The sequence below is a fragment of the Bacillus sp. AR2-1 genome (genome assembly GCF_008368755.1).
GTDB classification, from domain to species: Bacteria; Bacillota; Bacilli; order Bacillales; family Bacillaceae_G; genus Bacillus_A; species Bacillus_A wiedmannii.
Genome location: NZ_QORY01000022.1, coordinates 1 through 20,656, shown reverse-complemented (window position 1 = coordinate 20,656; position 20,656 = coordinate 1). Strand labels below are relative to the sequence as shown.

Sequence of the window (20,656 nt, the reverse complement as noted above, 5' to 3'; positions counted from 1 at the left end):
CTCCTGTTTCAAAGTCTCTCCTTTGATTGTAAAACTTTTTAGAGAGTTTACTTGAATTTTTAATGACAGTTTTTATAATGTTTATCTCTTTCCTAAGACTTAAATATGGTTCCTTCTTTTTCTTGTGAGCTTCGGGTACCTAAACGACTCGAACAGCAAGGGTTCACTTGATTTTTCCATGTTATTAATTGATTCTATTGGAAGGTGGGGGGGGTTGAAGTTTACTGCTATATCAAATAATTCAGCCTTAGAGCACGCAATCAGCGTTTTGTTTTAGGAGCACTATACACTTTTTAAATTAATGAATATGTGGTGGTACCGTTTATTATAAAATTGGATTTTTAGCGGAATGAATGTTAAGTTAACTTTACATTTTGTTAATTATGGTATACATTGAAGGTAAGAGGTGGTGAACTTGACTATTTTTAACAAAGTAAAGGAAATTAGAGCTCGTTTTAATTTCACACAAAGTGTATTAGCTGAAAAAGTTGGAGTGACGAGGCAAACGATCGCAGCAATTGAAAAAGGGGATTACGTCCCTTCATTATTACTAGCATTGTCAATTTGTGATGTGTTTGATTTGAAGATGGAAGAAGTGTTCGTATTAAATAAGGAGGCAGAAGAGGATGAATAGATTGATGATTTCTTATGTGATTAATGTACTTATTATGGCGTTAGCATGCTGGGTATTCATTGAACTTTATTACGGCATTATAGAACTTGCCAATATTATTGAAGCTAAGAAAGTAGCCTTTAAAGTATCATTAAATATTACACCAGTCTTATTTTTATTAGTTATAGGTATTGTAATAACAATTTTTTATAAAATACAGAGGAAGAAATATAACGCCCTTTCATATCTGATGTATCCACTATTGTTTCCCCTAGAAGACGAACGTGAAAAGTTAATTACTGAAAGAGCTTGTCGTACAGCATTTGTTTCACTGTGGTATGTGTTAATCATCGCAATTGGATTTTTAGTGCTTTCTCCTATTTTTAATATATATATTCCAGGATATCCCTTATACATTGTATTTAGTGTTTTCTTTATTCAAATGACAGTTTTTTATTTATCTTTATACCGAAATAAAATAATGTAAAGTGAGACCCTCTTGTAAAATCAAGAGGGTTCCTTTATATGCATGATTTATAGTGATTCCCTTAATAATTTTCCGTTTTTTAACATATAATTTAATAGAATCTGTCCCATCATCATTGCAAAGTTATCCCAGGTTTTTGTATAGTAGTCATTAAGTTTTAACAGATAGTCTTTCCTGGGGACATAGGTGATTACAAATCCACGGTTTACTTCTTTAGGAAAAGGAATATATATTTTTAACATCCTGGTTTGTAGTGTTGGGATTTTTAAATAATAAATCATTTAGATTACTAAAAAATTCTTTTCCATTAGAGATAGGTTGAATTTTTTTAGCTATGTGAACACCATTATTCTTTTTATTTGAAGCTATTCCCCATATAATTACACCACCAGAAGCATGAGAAAAAAACGATATACTTTTTTCGTAATTCTTTTTATCATCTATTGAAAGGGCACTATTTGTACAATTTTTTTTGCATTGAAATGTAAGGAAAATATTCTCTTCTTGCTGTGCAATGATCATTTTTTGAATGTATAAAAATCCTTCTTGTTCAAACTTTATAAAAATTTTCTTCGCATTCCCCAAATCAAACATTCTCCTTTTCTATTTGTAATAAAATATTTAAAAGAGTAATTCAAAACAAGTAAATTTGTATATAAAATATATTTTTTAAAATTCTAATGCATTTGATTTGTTTTTGATTGTATTAATATCCTGGCATTGCTGGGAGAGCTGAGCGCATTCATGAAAAGCAAAATGCTTACACCCTTCACATTTTGCTGTATTCAAATGTCTTAAAGCATAGTTAATTGCGTCTCCTGTATGATCAAAAAAATTCTCTTTTCCAATCTCAGCGTATAATCCATTTTTAGTTAGTGTTGTTTTCAACTCTGATTGTGTCCCCGAAATAAGAAGTACGCCACCTTGGTTTTTAAAATGTTGAACAATATTTCTAAAGTAGGATTCGCCTGTTGTATCAATAAAAGGAACCTTGCCCATACGTAATATTAATATTTTGGGTTTATAATGAATCGTTGCTAAAATGTTTTGTTCAAAAGTTTGTGCAGCTCCAAAAAATAATGGCCCTTCTATTGTATAAATACTAATTTGCGGACAATCATGAGCTTTATTTACTACATGCGGTAATAATTTTTCATTCTTTGTTGTATGATCAGGAAGAACTTTTGACATGACAAGCATATTACTCATACGTTTTGTAAATAAAATAATAGCCAAAATAAGACCGATTTCCACAGCTGTTGTCAAACTGGTAAATACAGTGAGGAAAAAAGTTACCAATAATACAAGAGAATCCCCTGTCTTCATTTTAAGTATATGAGCAAAATGCTTTTGCTCACTCATGTTCCAAGCTACAACCATTAAAATAGGAGCCATGGTAGCAAGTGGGATGTGCGAAGCGTATGGAGCTAGCAGTAGAAGTGTAAATAACACAAAAAATCCGTGAATCACACCGGACATGGGTGAAACAGCTCCACTTTTAATATTAGTTGCTGTGCGCGCAATAGCTCCAGTTGCCGGAATTCCTCCAAATAACGGAGTAACAATATTAGCAATTCCTTGACCAATAAGCTCTTTATTACTGTTATGTTTACTATTTGTCATACCATCTGCGACAACAGCAGATAAAAGAGACTCAATGCCCCCCAACATAGCAATAACAAATGCAGGGCCAATTAAATGTTGGATACGTTCTACTGTAATCTCAGGTATATTGAATTGCGGTAGTGCATTTGGAATCGTACCATATGCTGTACCAATAGTAGGCACATGACCTGAGAAAAATATAGTTGCAATTACAGTTGAAATCACAATACCTACTAATGAACCGGGTAGTTTTGGCAAAATTTTGGGTGTTATGAGTATAATGAAAAAGCAAATCAGAGCAGTCACTACACTATAAAAATTAGTGGTACCGATATGAGTACTGATTTCTTTCAAGTTTGCTATAAAAGCCTCATGTTTTTTTATGCCTGTTAAACCTAAAAAACTAGCAATTTGCCCAGTGAATATAATAACAGCAATACCTGACGTAAAACCAATTGTTACAGGACGTGGGATGAACTTAATCAGCGAACCTAATTTGAAAATTCCCATAAGGCATAAGATAATTCCAGCAAGTAAACCAGCAAGTAGTAAATCTTCATACCCATAAGTAATGACAATTCCTAAAAGTATGGGAACAAAAGCACCTGTAGGTCCTCCAATTTGATACCTTGAACCACCAAATAGAGAAATAAGTATTCCTGCAATACATGTTGTATATATTCCATACTCTGGTTTTACACCAGAAGCTATAGCAAAAGACATAGCAAGAGGAATCGCAACAACTCCAACAATCAGTCCTGAAAGAAGATCTTTTTGAAAATGCCCTAATGAATATCCTTTAAACCTTCCCGTAAATAAACCTCTCATTACAAACCCTTCTTTTCTATTTTTAATAAACCCGGATTACAAATATGTTTCGCATTCGCTTATACAGGAGAATTTAATTTTTATAAAAGAGAACGACATCCTAATACTTACTATAAGTTTTGCTTAAATGGCGTTCTAATTTCCCTATATCTCCACCTTGTTGTACATGGAATTGTAATTTTTCCGCTAGAAGTTCTCCAGCCCGACTATCTAGCTTTTTCGTATCAATAAACGATGTGACTTTTACTTTATCTGGGGTAATATCTCTACGAAACATCTGTCCTGGAATATCAGCCCAAAAACTATTCCATTCTTCTAATAATCCTATTTGATCAAACAAAAAGTTCTGAATGCCGCATAACCATGCTGTACAAGCTGTATTCCTTTTTTGACATCCAATACCATCTTGTAAATGTTGACATGAAAAGCAACAAGAATATCCACTTTTAATGCAAACATTACAAACGTGATGAGCTCCTATAGAGTGAAATATCTCAATTCCATGTTGGATGATATCTTCTCTTTTAGCCTCATTTCTCAATTTATTCCTCCTTTACCATTTCGCTTTCTGCTTCATCTAGCTCTTCTAACATAGAAATTGTATCAATTAAATGATTGTTAAAAATTTTCCGCGCAACCACCAATAAATTCATAATCATAGGATCTCGAAGGGAGTATAATACTCGTTTTCCATCTTTAGTGCCAACAACAATATTTTTCGCTCGTAATACACTTAATTGTTGAGAAACTGCAGAACCTTCTTTTTTAAGAATGCTTTGAATTTCATTTACACTTTTTTCCCCTTCTGATAGAACTTCCAAAATCCCTATTCGTAAAGGATGCGATAAAGCTTTAAAGAAATCTGCTTTAAATTGTTGCATTTCAGTTCCCATTAAAACACCTCTAGTATTTATTTACATTTAACATTTCAGAAGTATTCTATACATCTTCAAATGTTTGAATATGTATAGAATACTTCTAAAGCCAAGAATTATCAATACAAATTTAGAAACTTAACATAGGTAAATAAATGGTTTTTGGTTGAAATTACGATACTTTCTTTCGTACACAAAAATCCTATGTATCCTAGACTATACTTCTAGAGAAACCTTATACCGACAGGTTCAAAGGCGATTGAATACGTGAAAAATAAATAATGCATTTACATGAATAGACTCAAATAACGAAAAAACATTAAAGAAAAGAGGATTTACGGATCTATAAGAACGGAATATTTATTCAAGTAAGGGTGAGCTGTAAAAAAATGTAACAATCTGGTTGTAGTATGACGAATAATGAAAAGAACCCGTTAGTAAAAAACGGATTCTTTCCACTAGGTGTGCAAGAAATTCAAGGTGACTCTGATAAAATCACTTGTATTTTTTTAGTGCACGCACAAGTTTGAACAAAATATTTATTTGAACGTAAAAAGGATTTATTCAAGATAAAGATGCTTTTTGAAAAAGTAGGTGAACGCCTAAAGAGAATTATTGAAAGACAAATTAATTTTGATGGGTTACTTGAAGAGTCGAGGGCAATTGTTATACACATTGATAAATAGTTGGTTACTTATATATTTTCTGAATTAGTAATTATAGAAATTAAAGAAGATGTATAAACTTCATATCCCTTATTCAGATTCACTATATTTGATAGATTACCTGTATTCGTAAAAGAAATATTAAATACAAAGAGGTATTAATACTATAAAAATACAATATATAAATTTAAGGTGTGTAAATCCATAAAAAGGCGATAATTTAGTATGTTTACAAAAAACTGGTAGAAATTAATATTAATGTTTTGTTTGTTGAGGTGTATAAATAGAATTAATATTAAGAATATTCAATATTAATAATATCAATTTACTATAGTTTACAATTATGTAAAACTATAACCAAGATGGACTGTTCTTTAAAACTTATCACTAATAAAGATTTAAAGAAATTTTTGTTTCATTTGCCATCAAGAAGGAATGGATATTTACATATAAAAAATGTATACCAATTTGGATGTTACGTAAGTAGTTTGAGTAAACAGCTAATTTAATTTGGATTGTAAATAATTAATTAAAAGTTGTGATAGAAGGGATAAGGAATAGAAGTATTAATGGCTTTCTTAAAAGAATTATCTGAAATACTAGTAGGAATTGCAGATAACGCAGTAGGATGTGAAAATTTATCAAACAAAATGAGGTGAATGAAACATGAAAGAAGTTGCGAAAAAAGCACAAATGATACGATTACAGAGGGAGGAGCATTGTAATCGTCAAGGAGATACAGAAGAGTATAATGCCGAGCAGGGGAATCTAGAAAGAAAGTGTATCAAGCTAGACAAAAAATCAGTTAAAAATCGAACGACAGAAGAAAAATGGGATGAAAGATGTAAACAAGCAATTCAATTATTTAATCAAGGGACTGAATATCCAGATATTGCGAAAATAGTAGGGTGCAAAGTGAGTAGTTTGTATAGAGAGCTGAAGAAACGTGGAGTATTAGAAATGCCAAAGCAAGCAGCACCCTCTAAAACATTAAGATCACCCATAATACCAGCAAAAACAAAAAAATCGAGGTTTGAACGATATAAAGAGTATTATATGTATAAATAGAAGGATTAAAGGCTATATAGTTGTTTATCTGAAAAATAGCTGCATCTAAGATTCTCTATTTTTCGATTTATCATAAAGTACACTTTTAGACATTACATTTAAAATTCTTATCAACTCATCTTTGGGGGATTAGTACAGATACCAAAATATTAAAAACATACATTTGAATAAATATTAAGGGATTTTTGAGCACTTGATCCTTAATGTACGCTAATATTTAGTGCTACACACTCTTCTAAAATGTATTAATCAAGCTGTACGCCACATATAATTAATAGTCGTAATATATAGGTATATATATGATTTCTGTAAATGGAGGAGATATATAATGTTAACTGAATTACAAAAAAAATTTTTCTCAAAATTAAAAATTCCACCAAGAGAAAATGTGAAATTTGAGGATTTACATACAATTCTTTTACAGATGGGGCACTTATTACCTTATGAAAACATAGACATTATGGAAGGAAATACGAAAAAATTTTCTAGAGAAAACATTGAAGAAAAGCTACTTTTAAAGAAACGTGGCGGATTATGCTATGAAATTAATTCTTTATTATATTATTTTTTGTGTGATTGTGGATTTAATGTGTATCGAATAGCTGGAACTCTTTATGATCCAAAAACAAGAAAGTGGAACCCTGATGATGGCCACGCACTTATCGTTTTACAACACCAAAATCAAAACTATATAATAGATGCGGGTTTCGCATCCTATCTTCCTTTATATCCTGTACCTTTTAATGGTGCCAGTATAACTTCTGTAACGGGTGAATATCGTGTTCGTAAACAAAATACGGAGAAAGGAACCCATGTGTTTGAAATGAAAAAAGGAAAAAATGGAGAAACTTCGCATTTTTTTGATTCGGACCTTACCGATACCTGGTCTATCGGTTATGCTTTTTATTTAAATGCAATTAATGAAAAGAAAGTGAATGCTATACAAAACATGGTTATAGAGCATCCAGAATCGCCAGTAAATAAGGGGAATATTATTTGCAAATTAATTGAACACGGGCATATTGCACTTACTAAGCAAAGTTTTACAGAAACCCGGCATGGAAAGAAAACTAAAAAAGAAATAACAGAGAAACAATATCATCAAATACTTAAAAATGAATTCAATATTTATTAGACAAGTAAGATATAGAAACTAAACTATAAGATTTTTAACTCATTACGCCCTCATTTTTAGAAAAATGGGTTTTTTTTATTAATAAGTGCTTAAAAAGTTATGAAATGTTTTTATTTTTATGAATTTTTCCTATTGTTACTAGGGTGAATTTGGCGATATGTAATTTAAATTTACAATAAGATACTACAATTGCCTATTAAATAACAGTGAAAGTAAAATTAAATATATCCATTTCATTAAGATAGTACTACATTCATGGGAAATTTGTTCAATTGTATATAGAGAGATATTATTTTAAATAGTTATTAATAACGAAGGAGGAGAGGGGAAATTATGTTCAATCAAAGAACAAGAAATGGCGTCAAAAAAATCCTAGCAATTACAGCAGCTAGTACGATGTTTTCGATGTTTGGCTCATCAATTTCTATCATAGAGGCGGCGTCTGCTCCAGGAGTTTATGTTACACCTAAAAATAGTGTTTCTTCAGATATTATTAGTATAGACTGGTCTCCTGTTCAAACAGCACCTTATACATATTGGGCTGTACATAACTGGAACCAGGGGGGAGAAGCTGGTGGTTATGCTGGATTCCAACAACAAAGCGGTTTTGATGAAAATGGAAAGCGTACTTTACACTTTGCAGTTTGGGATCCTATTTCCTCTAAGGAAGCAATAAAAGCAGAATATGTATCTCCTACATCAGTTGCAGGTAATTTTGGTGGAGAAGGAACGGGTCTTAAAATTCAGACGACATATGATTGGAAGAATTATAATTGGTATCGCATGACAATGCGTTCTTGGCAAGAGAATGGACACACAAAATTTGGACAGTGGTTAAAAGATGTTTCAAAAAACCAATGGAAGCTTATTGGGATTATGGACTTTCCAGTTCCTAACGTTACATTTAACTACGGACAAATGCTGTTTCAAGAAGATTGGGCTGGTAATGGACAAGATGTAAGAGAGGCACGTGTAAAAAATGGATATGGAAGAAATATCTCAGATAAAAAATGGATATCTTGGAATACTCAATCGATAGAGGGGCAAGAGCCATTGAATAATAATTGGGATGGGGGAGCTACTTCAGAATATCTTTGGTTTAAGGCTGGGGGAGACTCTCGATCAACTATTGGAACAGGAAAAACATTTACGTTAAATCAACCTAGCCAACCTGAAGTAGGAAAACTAGATTATGATGTAAAGTCTATGTATTATGAAAATGAAAAATTAAATATATCTTGGCAACTAAAAGATAGTAGTACACCTCAATTTAAGGGGAAAATTGAAATTTATAATAATGAAAATATGACGGGCCAACCGATTAATGTAATTAATGATATTAAATCTTATCAAAATGGAATCAGTCAATCTATATCATTACCAACAAATACTTATGCAAAAATTGTATTAACGGATATATTTGATCAAACAGTGGAAAAAAAGGTACAAATCAAAAATGAATCTCCAAACATTTTAGAAGGGGATAAGTTTGCATGGTCGATGAAAGGTATAGGAGATTTTGAATTTGCAAAAGTTAATTTAAATAAATCAACAGAAGAATTACAAGTTAATTTAATGTCAGGGACACCACACAATTATTTTGATAGTACGTATGCAAGTATTAAAGTACAGGATACATCAGGTAAAGTGGTATATAACAAAGAGGTTTATGGGAATACCCAACAAAATGCTGAATCAAAAACAGTCCCAGTAAAAGTGGGCAATTTTATTGAACTTACACACCTAGAAGGTGCAGAGAGAGCAATATTAACAAATTTGGATAATAATAAACGCGAAAGCTTTGATAAAAAAGTAATATATGAAGTTACAAAGGATGGTTTGAAGAAAGTCAATCAAATTGTTATTCCTAAACCGGACACAGAAGCTCCTACACAGCCAATAGGATTATATGCAAGTGATGTTACAACAAACAGTGTAGAGTTAAAATGGAATCCTTCTACAGACAATGTGGGTGTAAAAGAGTATCAAGTGTTACGTGATGGACAATTGATTCAAACGGTACAAGGAACGACGTTTAATGATCAAAACTTAACAGCTAATAAGGAATATAAATATGCAGTGAAGGCTGTAGATGTAGCTGGAAATACATCAATTCAAAGTAACATTCTTCCGGTAAAAACAAAAGATCAAAATGTATCTTATGAAAAATGGGATCCAAAGAAGGCATATACAAAGGGAGATAAAGTAGAGTATCAAGGGAAATTTTATGAAGCGGTTCAAAGCTATCAAGGAAATGGAGATCCTACTTGGATATTTGCCTTATCTTTATGGCAACCATTTAAAATGATATAAAAGGCTTTTACTTACTTTTTATATATTAGTTTAGTGGTCGCAAAAATATGTTTAGATTTTAGCAGAAGATTTCAAAATCGTAAGGGGAAAACTTCAAAACTTAAAATTTGTATATAAAGTAAATGGTAGTAAAAATACCAAATCTGAATTTTCTTAAGAAAGTGTACTAAAAAAATTGATTATATCAAGGGGAAAATAGCTTTATCACTGAGAGAAAAAAGCCCTGCACACAGGGCATCTAAAAAGATACCTTAGCAATAACGACAATTAGGGAGAAGTATTAACTAAGGTATCTGGGTGGATGGTTGCATAGTAAATATGCAATTTTGAGCATTGTTGAATGTATTGGGATATTCAACAAGTTCAGAGTAACACAAAGTTTCTGTTAATTCAGCCGGTAAATTTGTCCAAAAATACGGATCTATAAATCCATTATTTACCTCAAATGTGGATTTATAGATCCTAACAAACGTGTGATTTGAATTTAAAAGAATACTTTTAGAGACTTTTACTTGTCTATTATGAAAATTATACGATTTAGGGAAGTTCCTGGGCATATCGTTAAGATTAGGCCACAGGAAATATATAACCCTTAAATCATGGGATTCGAAAATATCTATGCATATCTTGTCATAACACCAAGACTTTTGGTAATTCTTTATTAATTAGGGGAGATATCATGTTAGATGATAATCTGATTAGGAGGCATAGAGATGGAACTAACTAAATTGGAAAAGGTAATTGTTATTAGTACATTTGTTCAAGGGTTAGGTGAGGAATTCCTGGAAAATAGCAAGGAAACCCATTCTTTAAAACAACTACTTAGGGAGATAGAAAAGGTGTTTAATGATTCAACACCGGATCAAATGCGAGAAGCAGCTGAAAGTGTATTAGAAAAATTCATTTATGATTTAATAAAAGAAAACAATCTTCCACTACTAAAAAATTAATTAAGGCTTAGTGCGAGAACGAGAGGGCAGTAATGAAATGCCTATAAGGAATCGTTACCGTATCCCTATAAAAATTAATATCAAGCTTGCATAAGGAATGATATATAAAGAGTTTATTCTCTTTATATATGCCAAAAGTCAGTTACTTGTTTTCGAGAATCATGTTTTCTAACAATCTTCATTATTTTTTGCATTGTATTTGGTGATGGTACATAATCCTTGTCATTACATAGTTGGCCTAATGTATTTCTGTTTACTTTACTAGCTTTAGAAAAATCCTGAATTGAGTAATCATAGCTAGCTAAAAATTTAGCTAGCTTTGTTCTATGTCTTCCAATACCTCTACCCCACACGCTAATCTCCTCCATAATCTTTTTTAATCATCCTTGTCCAAAATGCAAAAAACTATACGCAATTGCAAAGAAAAATTTGCATATTGTACAAGCTATTCACAATAAGATGTATCAAGGTTGCTACCAAATTAGCTATCAAGGTAACTCTACCAAATTTCTAAGTTTGTAAGCCCATGTATCATCAACATTCAAAATTCTGTTTATAAAGGGGAAATTTATATGTTAACTACATTTATCTCTTTAGGAGCTTTAGGAGTAACGACAATTGGAGGGGCGTTGTTAGAAAAGCATCTTGTGAAAAATGATCATGTTGCAGCAGCGAAACTTTTAAGTGATGGAATATATCATGGAATGAGGATAGGTGGAGTTTTTTTCATTGGTTATGTATTCATTCAAATTGTGGAGATGTTTTAAGGAGGAAATTACATGGGGATTTTAAAGGATTGGCTTCATAAACAAAGTTTGAAGAATCGACTTATAGAGGTATTTACAAAGGCAGGTTTATATGTAGACCATCAAACAAGAGGTGGAAAAGTACCCATTTACCCGAAGATACATGACATTTTTTCCTCGAAAGAAAAGGTTCGATACATATTTACCATTCCAAACGGATTAGATCCGAAAAACATTGAAAAGAAGTGGTTTTGCTTTCAACAAATATTAGGGCGTAATGTAGCAATTGAAGGTGATATTAAAAGGTTTGTACTTAATGTGTTTCATTCGGATGCTGGGCTACAAGCATACAATTACAGTTATAAGAAGTGGCAACCATTACTTATACAACATCATCTTCCCGTAATTGTAGGGCGTGACCAATTTGGAAATATGATTACGTATGACATGATTGCTTCAAACACGCCGCATCTTCTAATTGCAGGAGAGACAGGGAGCGGAAAAAGTAGTATGGTACGCGTTGTACTGTCCACACTCATTCAATATATGTCTCCTGATAAATTACATTTATACCTGGGTGATTTGAAGAATTCCGAATTTCATTTCTTGCGAAGGGTGAAACACGTAAAAGAGGTTTGCATGGAAGAAATAGAAATGAAGATTATGCTGCAGAAAGTGTGGAAGGAAATACGCGAACGTAGAAAATTGATGGAAGAGTATGAAGTAGATCATATTGACGAATACAACAAATTAAATCCTGATAATCAGAAACCATATATCTTACTTGCTATCGACGAAGTGGTCATGTTGCAAGATGAAAAAGAATGTATGTCTATAGTTGAAAAAATATCGGCAGTCGGAAGGGCGCTTGGAGTTTTTTTAATGCTAAGTATGCAACGCCCTGATGCAAAAGTGCTGGATGGTAAGTTAAAGCTCAATATGACGGTTAGAATGGGCTTTAAATGTGATAGTACAATTAACAGTAATATTATGGGTACTCCTGGTTCAGAACGCTTGGAGCAATCTGGCCAAATGATATTAAAGTTAAATGGATTAAAGAAAGTACAATCTCCTTATTTAGAATTAAGTAAAGCCAAGAAGATAGTTGAACCTTATCGCGTTCCGAAAGAGAATATAAAGTTGCAAAACCTACCACAAGAAGAAAATCAATTATTCGGGGTGTTAGATTATGAGGAATAGAGACAAAGCCATACTAAACAATTTGAAGCGTTTTAGATGTATGTCTCGTGATGACATTATTGATTTGCATTTTCAAGGATTAAAGAACGCGGTTACATGCTGTAATACGGTGATGAAGCGATTAAGAAGAGATGGTCATGTGGATGCCAATATCTCGCAACAGCCATACATTTACTTCCCTCAATCCAGTACACTTCGCAAAACTAGCCAAAAGATTCCCCACTTTCTAGGCATATTAGATGTGTATAAACAGCTTATCTATTATGAAAAACCTAAACTGTTTAAAGTGGAGCCAAAGTACGGTAAAGAATTCATGGAACCTGATGCATTTACAATTTGGCGTAGATCTCCATTCTTCATTGAAGTCCAGAAGTCAGTTTACAGCAAAAAAGTTATGCAAGATAAAATAAATAGGTATGAATTATACTTTCACAGTCAGGAATGGCATAACGAATCTTGGCAACCAAAAGAATCTAAATACTTTCCATCAATACTTATAATTACTGAAAAGTATTATAATATCAGCTCTTTTAGCCTACGTATTTTTCAAGCTTCTTCAATTAGTAATTTCTTGAATAGCCTTGCTGTAAAAGCACAGTAAAAATCCCTAATCAGGGATTTTTTCTCTAAAGCGGTTTCTTAATTTACATCTACGTTTATGAGGTCATCATTGACTGAATTAGTTCATATATTATTTTGCCAATGTGAATTCTAATACAGTTTCGGTTATTAATACAAGTAGCAATACTGTTATCGCCACAATTTCAGTAAATACATTCCTTAGTGGTATTTCTATAACACTAAATGGTTAAAAAGTTTTTGTAGGAATAGAAGTATTTATCGAAATCTATTTATTAACGATTCGCCTCTAATCAATAACATATGATAATTGATATAAATCAGTATCTTTTATTTGGTAGAATCGCTTGATTAGGCGTTCTTAAGTAGTGTTTGTTAACCTTCAAGGAACATAGTTACTTTCATCGCATTGTCTCTTTAATCACTGAATCAATTCCACATACCTTTGGAAGGAGGAATATTACCTGGGATTTCGAAAAATGTTTACATATCCTTATAACAATAATTGATATCGAATGTTTTCTACCTTAAAAACTAGTTAGGCGATAAAAATAACATAAATGGACATAATAAGTTTGGTAAATTCATGTATTACTTTTTTCATCACAGGTATTATATTGCTAATAAAAGGATGTGTGAGAAGTGAGAATTGGAGTAGTTAAAGAGATAAAAAAGGGAGAAGCACGTGTAGGAATGACCCCTGAAAATGTTCGGAAGTTAGTAGAAGAAGGGCATCAGATCTTAGTAGAAAAAGATGCAGGTATTGGATCAGGATATACAAATGATGAATATACAGGCGCAGGTGCAAATTTAGTAGCACAAGGAGAAGCTTGGGAAGTCGACATGGTAGTTAAAGTAAAGGAACCATTACCTGAAGAATATCGTTATTTTAAAAAGAATCTTATAATCTGGGGTTTTTTACATTTGGCTGCGTCGAAAGAGTGTGTAGAAGCAATGAAAAATGCTGGAACTACTGCAATTGCAGGAGAAACAATTAGCGAAGATGGTGTTTTGACATTATTAAAGCCAATGAGTGCAATTGCTGGCCGTCGTGCTGTATTTATGGGAGCATATTATCTAGAAAAACAACATCAAGGAGAAGGGATTTTATTATCAGGTATTGAGGGAATCCCTGCTGGAAATGTAGTCATTTTAGGTGGAGGAAATGCTGCAATTAATGCTTGTGATATGGCAATTGGAATTGGGTGTAGTGTAACTATTTTAGAGCTGAGCCAAATACAAATAACATATTTAAAAGAGAGATATATAAATGATCCGGTTGAAGTTATTGAATCTAATACTCAAAACTTAGAAAAACATATACAAATAGCCGATTTATTTATTTCAACAATCTTAATACCAGGATCTAAACCACCGAAAATCGTAAAAGAATATATGGTTCAATCCATGAAACCTGGAAGCGTGATTGTGGATATTGCAATAGATCAAGGTGGTACGGTAGAGACAGTTGATCATTATACAACTCATGATAATCCTGTATTTGTTAAACATGATGTGATCCACTATGCAGTACCCAATATGCCTGGTGCTACTCCACGTACTTCTACCATGGCCTTAGCAAATGGAAATATTGAGTATTTACTAGAAATAGCTAAAAATGGATTAGAGAATGCAATCCAAAATAAACCGGCTTTGGCGACGGGGATAAATATTTACAAGGGTACAATAACTTATGAGAATTTAGGTTTAACACTAGAATTAGATTATAAGCCATTGAAAGAAGTGTTAATATGAGTAATGAGGTTTTACCACTGAACATTGGGAATATAAAAAAAGCACAAAAAATTTTAGATGGAAATGCTAGAAAAACGCCTTTGGTTAAATCTTTCTATTTAACCAGTAAAACCGGTGGAGAAATTTATTTAAAGTTAGAAAACATGCAGTTAACGGGGTCATTCAAATTTCGTGGTGCATTTAATAAAATTTCCCAACTAACAAATGAAGAAAAAGAACGTGGTGTAATCGCTTGTTCAGCTGGAAATCATGCACAAGGTGTTGCATTATCTTCCCATTTACTCAAAATTAAAAGCAAAATTGTAATGCCGACCTCTGCACCGCAAGCTAAAGTGGATGCGACGAGAGGATATGGTTCTGAAGTTATTTTATACGGTGATACGTTTGATGATGCAAAAGTGAAATGTGAAGCAATTATAAAAGAAACAGGCGAAACATACCTACATCCATATGATGATGTAGAAGTAATGGCTGGCCAAGGGACAATTGGCTTAGATATTCTAGATGATATGTGGGATGTTGATACTGTCATAGTACCTATTGGTGGGGGAGGTATTATTTCAGGAATTGCTGTAGCACTGAAATCATTTAATCCCTCCATTAATATTATTGGGGTTCAAGCTGAAAACGTACACGGTATGAAAGCTTCTTATGATGCTGGAGAAATTGTATCACATTATAAAGCTCCAACAATAGCGGATGGTTGTGCAGTTAAAATGCCTGGAAATTTAACCTTTGAAATTGTAAAAAACCTAGTAGATGAAATTGTAACTGTATCAGAAGAAGAATTGGAAGTAGCAATGAAAGACTTATTGCAACGCGGGAAGGCTGTCGTAGAAGGAGCGGGAGCATTAGCCACAGCCGCTCTTCTTGCAGGCAAAGTTGATAAATATGTACAGGGTAAAAAAGTAGTAGCGGTTATTTCAGGTGGCAATGTGGATTTAAAACGTATTTCAAGTGTATGTGAGCATTTCTTTGTTGCCAATGAAGTAAAATAATGATTGAGCAATATCAGGATACTATTGAGGCAGAGTTGTTTAAAAACAAACTCTTATACAAGGGGTACCGCCACACATCCATCAACTTAAGGTATATTTTTATACAAAATGCGGTCTTTTCATATAGTTTTTTATTATCTTTTATAGATTTTATAAAAGTAGGCATATCAAATAAACCCTGATGGGCTTCAATTTTTTTACTATGCTACCTGATGAGTAGAAGTGTAGTAAATACAGTGCGAAAGAAGGCTACAGAATCCGAGTTAAATCGTCGATTAAGTCCCTTCAGACTTAATAAAATTCCTGTTGAAGTTTCTAATTGACTACAAAGTTGAGTAAGAGAGGTAGTAGCGTATTCATAAAAACTTATTAAATTCTCTACGGCAATTTAATTAATTTATACAAACTATATTTTACGTTTAAACAATCAATAATTTAAACAATTGATTGTTTAAAAATCTAAATTCTTTACGTCCTTGAAATATTAAAGAGCCGTTTAATATTTCAAATTTGCTTAGCGTGGTTTTTTTCTGAAATGCTGACGGTACACCATTCCTATTAACTTCAGAATTCAAGATTGCCCCAAAACCAAAAAATAAGCTGTTTTGTTACAAGCTAGCACAAAAATTCGTTTTTGGGGTACTAAAAAATTTGAACTTGATAACTATGTGGCGAGGGGCTACCTCCAGTATTTCGGAACCCCTCACGCTAAGCGAAAAATACAATAGGTCGCAATTCAATGTATCTAGAAATTTATAAAAATGCTTTCCAGATTGCTTAACTGGAGGGCTTTTTTTATTCTCATAATTCTCGATATAGAAAATCAATAGCTAGGATCTGCTGAACATTAGCTCCCGTTATCAGCAATTGGATAACTACTTAAAACCGAAAAGGAATTTTCCAATTTTTTTGCAAAACTCAATGGTGGTTCAACAGATTGGATATGAATATACATGATCAATGGTTTCATATATAACCAATGATTATGTAAGGCGCTAACAATAATCCCTTGTTGAACAATTGATTGCATAAATAAAGGGATTTCTTCTTGTAAAATAGCGATTTCTCCAAAGTTCAACGCATTGCCATTTTGATCTAACGATTCAAAAGATATCCCAACCGGTATCACTGAGGTGCTGGGTCGTCCTTGAACCAGCACTTTAATATTACGACGCAAGGAGACAGAACAAACACCCTGATTTATGTTGCTTTTTCCATTAAGAATTTTAGCAAATTGTTCACAAGGAAAATTAAGATTGTTCATAAATCTTATACCCCTTTCTTATCAGATAAAAGTTACTACATAAGTATTAATACTCGTCCATTAGCTTTTATATAAGTAATTTAAGAAACTCTTATTTAGATAATAAGAAAACAATACATATCATATTCACTTCTCATTTAATTTAAAAACACCAAAAATATATTTTTAGGATGTTCTTAAAATATTAATACTTGTCGGCACATGATTGTTTTTCCTCAAAGAAATCATCAGTTAAAAAGTTATGATTTTCTGGACAGGTAAGAGTGATACAGGATTTTGTAGTTAGAAAACATATCCCGGTAATTCAAATCAGTTCATATTTATCCAGTTATTACTCTTTAAGGGAATCCAATCTCTTTTTGATAATTCATATTTTATTCGATTTCAAAAGATATACTCTGTATCAAAACATTCAACATCATTATATTTCCTCTTACATTCATGTCTCTTTTTATTTCTTGAGAAACTTGAAAACAGAACCAAGATTAATTCATCTACAAGAATTATTTAATGCCATTGAACATAATAAATTCTTTTACAATGATACATACTATCCTTATATAAATCGTTATAATACGAACACGCAATCCTAAGAGGAGGAGCTACTTATGTCTGAACATATAGAGATTATTTTGAGAACACTGTTATCTTTCTCGATTTTATTTGTCGGAGCTAAAATATTAGGAAAGCAGATTATCGCTGAAATGAATACCTTTGATTTTATTGGTGCTATCTCTATCGGAAGTATTATTGCAAATTTAGCATTTAATTTGAATGTAAAAACTCATCATGCAGTTATAGCTTTTCTTATTTTAGTATTTGTCATTTTAATGGTTAGCTATATATCCATGAAAAGTCGGATAGGTAGAAAGGTATTTGCTGGAAATCCAACAGTCATTATGGAAAACGGAAAAATTTTAGAAAATAATATGCGAAAAATGCGCTATTCTCTAGATTATTTAAACCAACAATTAAGAGAGAATGGTATTTTTAACATTGAAGAAGTTCTTTATGTCGTAGTTGAAACAAATGGTAAAATATCTGTTTTGAAAAAACCTGAATATCGTACTGTTACAAAACAAGATTTAAATATACCAACAAAAAAAGAGTGTAAACTACCCATCGAGCTAATTATGGATGGAGAAATTATGACTGAAAACCTAAGGCAAAACAATCAGACAGAGTTAGAATTACAATGTGAGCTGAAAAAACGTAACCTTAGCTACAAAGATGTTACGTATGCTGTACTTGCAGCAAATGGAAACATTTATATTGACACATATAAAGATAATATTACTTCTCCAATGGACCAAGAATAGGCTATTTCTTAAAAACACAGGTGAACATATATTAGCTTATCTCCAAGTAATAAAATCTCTCCATAACAAAAATTCTATGCAGTATTGACTACTGATAATGAAGATTATGTAAATATATAAAGGTAACAGAAATAATGATTAAACAGATATATAAGGCACCGATACATCGTTATAAAACTAAGGTTTTTCACTATCCATAAAGCCAAATAGACGTCATCCTTTTTAGTCTAGCTTTTTTAGGAAGAATAACGTTTTTTTGGTACTTAGGCGTATTAAAATCACTTAAGTTGATGGATGTGGGGTACCACCACATGCCCATCAAGCTAAAAATGGATTTTCTATGAAATTCCATTTTTTTGTTGTGCCACTATTACCGTTTCTGTTTCGTTATCAGATAAGCTCAAATTTCTTCCTCATCTTAAAGTGGAACAAATTTATTACTTAAATTGTCTATTTAGTACACTTTTTAAATATGAATATATTTCTTAAAGTGACTTCAATAATTTTAAGTAAACCAACAGGAGAATTGAAAGGCAGGAGAAAGTAGCATGTCAGAAAATTATCGTTCTCGAGAGGAGCGACGACAAGTTAAAAAGAAAAAACAGCCTGTTGCTAAGAAACAAAATGCAAAAGGTAAAACATCTTTTTTTCGTAAGTTTTTAGTTAGTTGTTTATTACTTGGTATTGTGGGGTTAGTCGCAGGGGTTGCTACCTTTTTCGTTATGATCAAAGATGCTCCAAAACTTGAGAAAGCAAAACTTGTTAATCCGTTATCCTCAAAAATTTATGATAAAGATGGGAAATTGATATATGAATATGGAAAAGAAAAACGAACGAATATTATGTATGATCAGATTCCTAAGTTAGTAGAAAATGCGTTTTTAGCAACAGAAGATGCACGTTTTTACGAGCACAGTGGCGTAGATTATAAAGGTACTGCACGTGCAGCCTTAATTAGCCTAAAGGGGGATTACGGTTCTCAAGGTGGAAGTACAATTACACAGCAAGTTATTAAAAATTACTTCTTATCGATGGAAAAAACGTCAAAGAGAAAGGCGCAAGAAATATATTTAGCATATAAGCTAGAACAACAGTATTCAAAACATGAAATTTTAGAAATGTATTTAAATAAAGTTTACTTAGGTAACCGTTCATACGGAATCGCAACAGCAGTACAAAATTACTATGGTAAGGAATTAAAAGATTTAACACTACCAGAAGTTGCAATGCTTGCTGGTTTAATGAAAGCTCCTAATAACTATGATCCAACGAAAGAACAAAATATCAAAAAAGCAACAGAAAGAAGAAATGTTGTACTTAAATTAATGAATCGACATGGTTATATTACAAAAAAAGAAATGGAAGAAGCATCAAAAGTTCCAGTAACAGAAGGACTTAAGAAAGCAACTGAACAAAAAGAAATGCCCTATCCAGCTTTTATGGATGCGGTTGTGAAAGAAGTTGAAAAAGAGTTGCCAGATGTTAATATAGGATCTGACGGTTTAGAAATTTATACAACATTAGATCCAAAGGCACAGGATTTTGCGGACAAACTTTTAAATAAAGATATTATTAATTATCCAAATGAGAAATTCCAAGGGGCTTTCACATTTATGGATACGAAAACAGGAGAAGTACGTGCAATTGGTAGTGGGCGTGGTGAAAATAAAGCTGTTTTTAAAGGACATAATATTGCAATTGAATTAAATCGCTCAGCAGGTTCAACGATGAAACCAATTTTTGATTACGCTCCTGCAATTGAATATTTAAAATGGGCTACTTACCATCAAATTGATGACTCTCCATTTAAGTACTCAACGGGACAAGAAGTTAGAAATGCTGATAGAAAGCATTTAGGACCAATTACAATACGTGATGCATTGAAAACTTCCCGAAATATCCCGGCTATTAAAACTGCAAAAGAAGTAGGAATTAATAAATCAAAAGCTTTCTCTGAAAAGTTAGGTATTACATTTAATGTAGCACCGACCGAATCAACAGCGATTGGTACAAATGAAGCGTCACCAACTGAAATTGCAGGCGCTTATGCGGCATTTGGTAATGATGGTAAGTATACGAAACCACATTTTGTTAAGAAAATCGTTTATCCAGATGGTAAATCAAAAAACTTTGAGCCAAAGCCAAAACGAGTTATGAAGGATTCTACAGCATATATGATTACTGATATGCTTCGTACTTTTGTTTCATCTGGATTAGGTACAACAGCTAATATAGGTTCTTTAGATATAGCGGGTA

The 20,656-nt window shown here is 32.4% G+C and carries 19 protein-coding genes and 2 pseudogenes; 14 read left to right on the top strand and 7 right to left on the bottom strand.

Annotated features, from left to right (window positions below; all coding sequences use genetic code 11):
• Positions 1–415: 415 nt before the first annotated feature.
• Both DT250_RS24200 and DT250_RS24195 read left to right on the top strand, forming a co-directional pair.
• Positions 416–634: a helix-turn-helix transcriptional regulator gene (locus DT250_RS24200; protein WP_149213799.1), complete on the top strand. Its 219-nt coding sequence runs from the start codon at positions 416–418 to the stop codon at positions 632–634.
• Entirely contained in the window at positions 627–1,100 is a 474-nt protein-coding gene (locus tag DT250_RS24195) for a DUF2178 domain-containing protein (RefSeq protein WP_149213798.1), read from the top strand. Before DT250_RS24200 ends, DT250_RS24195 begins: the two co-directional genes overlap by 8 nt.
• Before the next feature lie 47 nt (positions 1,101–1,147).
• Here DT250_RS24195 and DT250_RS24190 read toward each other — a convergent pair.
• From DT250_RS24190 to DT250_RS24175, 4 genes and pseudogenes are all read right to left on the bottom strand, one after another.
• Positions 1,148–1,685: pseudogene (locus DT250_RS24190) on the bottom strand (hypothetical protein).
• 84 nt (positions 1,686–1,769) lie between these two features.
• A complete protein-coding gene (locus DT250_RS24185) occupies positions 1,770–3,533 on the bottom strand; it encodes a SulP family inorganic anion transporter (protein ID WP_149213797.1) in 1,764 nt (587 codons plus the stop codon).
• Positions 3,534–3,633: 100 nt separating this feature from the next.
• On the bottom strand, positions 3,634–4,074 hold the full coding sequence (locus DT250_RS24180; RefSeq protein WP_098876544.1) for a DNA mismatch repair protein: 441 nt from the start codon (positions 4,072–4,074) through the stop codon (positions 3,634–3,636).
• Between the two features lies 1 nt (position 4,075).
• Positions 4,076–4,426, bottom strand: coding sequence for an ArsR/SmtB family transcription factor (locus DT250_RS24175; RefSeq protein ID WP_000536400.1), 351 nt, complete (start codon positions 4,424–4,426; stop codon positions 4,076–4,078).
• 1,313 nt (positions 4,427–5,739) lie between these two features.
• Here DT250_RS24175 and DT250_RS24165 point away from each other — a divergent pair.
• The 4 genes from DT250_RS24165 to DT250_RS24150 all read left to right on the top strand — a co-directional run bounded on the left by DT250_RS24165 (position 5,740) and on the right by DT250_RS24150 (position 10,539).
• Entirely contained in the window at positions 5,740–6,141 is a 402-nt protein-coding gene (locus DT250_RS24165) for a hypothetical protein (RefSeq protein ID WP_149213796.1), read from the top strand.
• 328 nt (positions 6,142–6,469) lie between these two features.
• Positions 6,470–7,276, top strand: a complete 807-nt coding sequence (locus DT250_RS24160; protein ID WP_149213795.1) for an arylamine N-acetyltransferase family protein — start codon at positions 6,470–6,472, stop codon at positions 7,274–7,276.
• 333 nt (positions 7,277–7,609) lie between these two features.
• Complete coding sequence (locus tag DT250_RS24155; RefSeq protein WP_149213794.1) at positions 7,610–9,589, top strand: DUF3472 domain-containing protein; 1,980 nt, start codon at positions 7,610–7,612, stop codon at positions 9,587–9,589.
• 713 nt (positions 9,590–10,302) lie between these two features.
• Positions 10,303–10,539, top strand: coding sequence for a hypothetical protein (locus DT250_RS24150; RefSeq protein ID WP_097925372.1), 237 nt, complete (start codon positions 10,303–10,305; stop codon positions 10,537–10,539).
• A 122-nt stretch (positions 10,540–10,661) separates the two neighbouring features.
• On the opposite strand, the gene DT250_RS24145 is transcribed toward DT250_RS24150, so the two are convergent.
• The gene (locus DT250_RS24145; protein WP_000264559.1) at positions 10,662–10,892 is read right to left on the bottom strand and encodes a helix-turn-helix domain-containing protein; all 231 of its coding nucleotides are present in this window, start codon (positions 10,890–10,892) and stop codon (positions 10,662–10,664) included.
• A gap of 219 nt (positions 10,893–11,111) precedes the next feature.
• Between DT250_RS24145 and DT250_RS24140 the strand changes: the two genes are divergently transcribed.
• The 6 genes from DT250_RS24140 to tdcB all read left to right on the top strand — a co-directional run bounded on the left by DT250_RS24140 (position 11,112) and on the right by tdcB (position 15,817).
• On the top strand, positions 11,112–11,306 hold the full coding sequence (locus DT250_RS24140; protein ID WP_149213793.1) for a hypothetical protein: 195 nt from the start codon (positions 11,112–11,114) through the stop codon (positions 11,304–11,306).
• Positions 11,307–11,318: 12 nt separating this feature from the next.
• Entirely contained in the window at positions 11,319–12,485 is a 1,167-nt protein-coding gene (locus DT250_RS24135) for an FtsK/SpoIIIE domain-containing protein (protein WP_000511834.1), read from the top strand.
• Positions 12,475–13,086 carry a replication-relaxation family protein gene (locus DT250_RS24130; protein WP_001245889.1) on the top strand — a complete coding sequence of 204 codons (612 nt, stop codon included), beginning with the start codon at positions 12,475–12,477 and terminating at the stop codon, positions 13,084–13,086. Before DT250_RS24135 ends, DT250_RS24130 begins: the two co-directional genes overlap by 11 nt.
• 103 nt (positions 13,087–13,189) lie before the next feature.
• Complete coding sequence (locus tag DT250_RS24125; RefSeq protein ID WP_176546161.1) at positions 13,190–13,297, top strand: hypothetical protein; 108 nt, start codon at positions 13,190–13,192, stop codon at positions 13,295–13,297.
• Between the two features lie 409 nt (positions 13,298–13,706).
• Positions 13,707–14,819 (top strand): alanine dehydrogenase, encoded by a 1,113-nt coding sequence (gene ald, locus DT250_RS24120; protein WP_097891099.1) that lies wholly within the window; start codon positions 13,707–13,709, stop codon positions 14,817–14,819.
• Positions 14,816–15,817: a bifunctional threonine ammonia-lyase/L-serine ammonia-lyase TdcB gene (gene tdcB / locus DT250_RS24115; RefSeq protein ID WP_097891101.1), complete on the top strand. Its 1,002-nt coding sequence runs from the start codon at positions 14,816–14,818 to the stop codon at positions 15,815–15,817. The genes ald and tdcB overlap by 4 nt, the downstream gene beginning before the upstream one ends.
• Positions 15,818–16,034: 217 nt before the next feature.
• Here the strand turns inward: tdcB and DT250_RS24105 are convergent.
• Both DT250_RS24105 and DT250_RS24100 read right to left on the bottom strand, forming a co-directional pair.
• Positions 16,035–16,175, bottom strand: a pseudogene (locus tag DT250_RS24105) (IS4 family transposase); the annotation flags it as partial.
• Positions 16,176–16,664: 489 nt separating this feature from the next.
• Entirely contained in the window at positions 16,665–17,081 is a 417-nt protein-coding gene (locus DT250_RS24100; RefSeq protein ID WP_149213791.1) for a DUF1259 domain-containing protein, read from the bottom strand.
• Positions 17,082–17,689: 608 nt separating this feature from the next.
• Between DT250_RS24100 and DT250_RS24095 the strand changes: the two genes are divergently transcribed.
• Together DT250_RS24095 and DT250_RS24090 are read left to right on the top strand one after the other, a co-directional pair.
• A complete protein-coding gene (locus tag DT250_RS24095; RefSeq protein ID WP_149213790.1) occupies positions 17,690–18,400 on the top strand; it encodes a DUF421 domain-containing protein in 711 nt (236 codons plus the stop codon).
• A 548-nt stretch (positions 18,401–18,948) separates the two neighbouring features.
• A partial coding sequence (locus DT250_RS24090) for a transglycosylase domain-containing protein (protein WP_149213789.1) occupies positions 18,949–20,656 on the top strand: 1,708 nt, incomplete at its 3' end.

Excerpts from the sequence above, each read along its gene's own strand:
- DT250_RS24155 (WP_149213794.1), top strand. The coding sequence starts at position 7,610 with ATGTTCAATCAAAGAACAAGAAATGGCGTCAAAAAAATCCTAGCAATT.
- DT250_RS24160 (WP_149213795.1), top strand. The coding sequence starts at position 6,470 with ATGTTAACTGAATTACAAAAAAAATTTTTCTCAAAATTAAAAATTCCA.
- DT250_RS24185 (WP_149213797.1), bottom strand. The coding sequence starts at position 3,533 with ATGAGAGGTTTATTTACGGGAAGGTTTAAAGGATATTCATTAGGGCAT.
- DT250_RS24150 (WP_097925372.1), top strand. The coding sequence starts at position 10,303 with ATGGAACTAACTAAATTGGAAAAGGTAATTGTTATTAGTACATTTGTT.
- tdcB (WP_097891101.1), top strand. The coding sequence starts at position 14,816 with ATGAGTAATGAGGTTTTACCACTGAACATTGGGAATATAAAAAAAGCA.
- DT250_RS24195 (WP_149213798.1), top strand. The coding sequence starts at position 627 with ATGAATAGATTGATGATTTCTTATGTGATTAATGTACTTATTATGGCG.
- DT250_RS24165 (WP_149213796.1), top strand. The coding sequence starts at position 5,740 with ATGAAAGAAGTTGCGAAAAAAGCACAAATGATACGATTACAGAGGGAG.
- DT250_RS24140 (WP_149213793.1), top strand. The coding sequence starts at position 11,112 with ATGTTAACTACATTTATCTCTTTAGGAGCTTTAGGAGTAACGACAATT.
- DT250_RS24100 (WP_149213791.1), bottom strand. The coding sequence starts at position 17,081 with ATGAACAATCTTAATTTTCCTTGTGAACAATTTGCTAAAATTCTTAAT.
- DT250_RS24095 (WP_149213790.1), top strand. The coding sequence starts at position 17,690 with ATGTCTGAACATATAGAGATTATTTTGAGAACACTGTTATCTTTCTCG.
- DT250_RS24175 (WP_000536400.1), bottom strand. The coding sequence starts at position 4,426 with ATGGGAACTGAAATGCAACAATTTAAAGCAGATTTCTTTAAAGCTTTA.
- DT250_RS24135 (WP_000511834.1), top strand. The coding sequence starts at position 11,319 with ATGGGGATTTTAAAGGATTGGCTTCATAAACAAAGTTTGAAGAATCGA.
- DT250_RS24130 (WP_001245889.1), top strand. The coding sequence starts at position 12,475 with ATGAGGAATAGAGACAAAGCCATACTAAACAATTTGAAGCGTTTTAGA.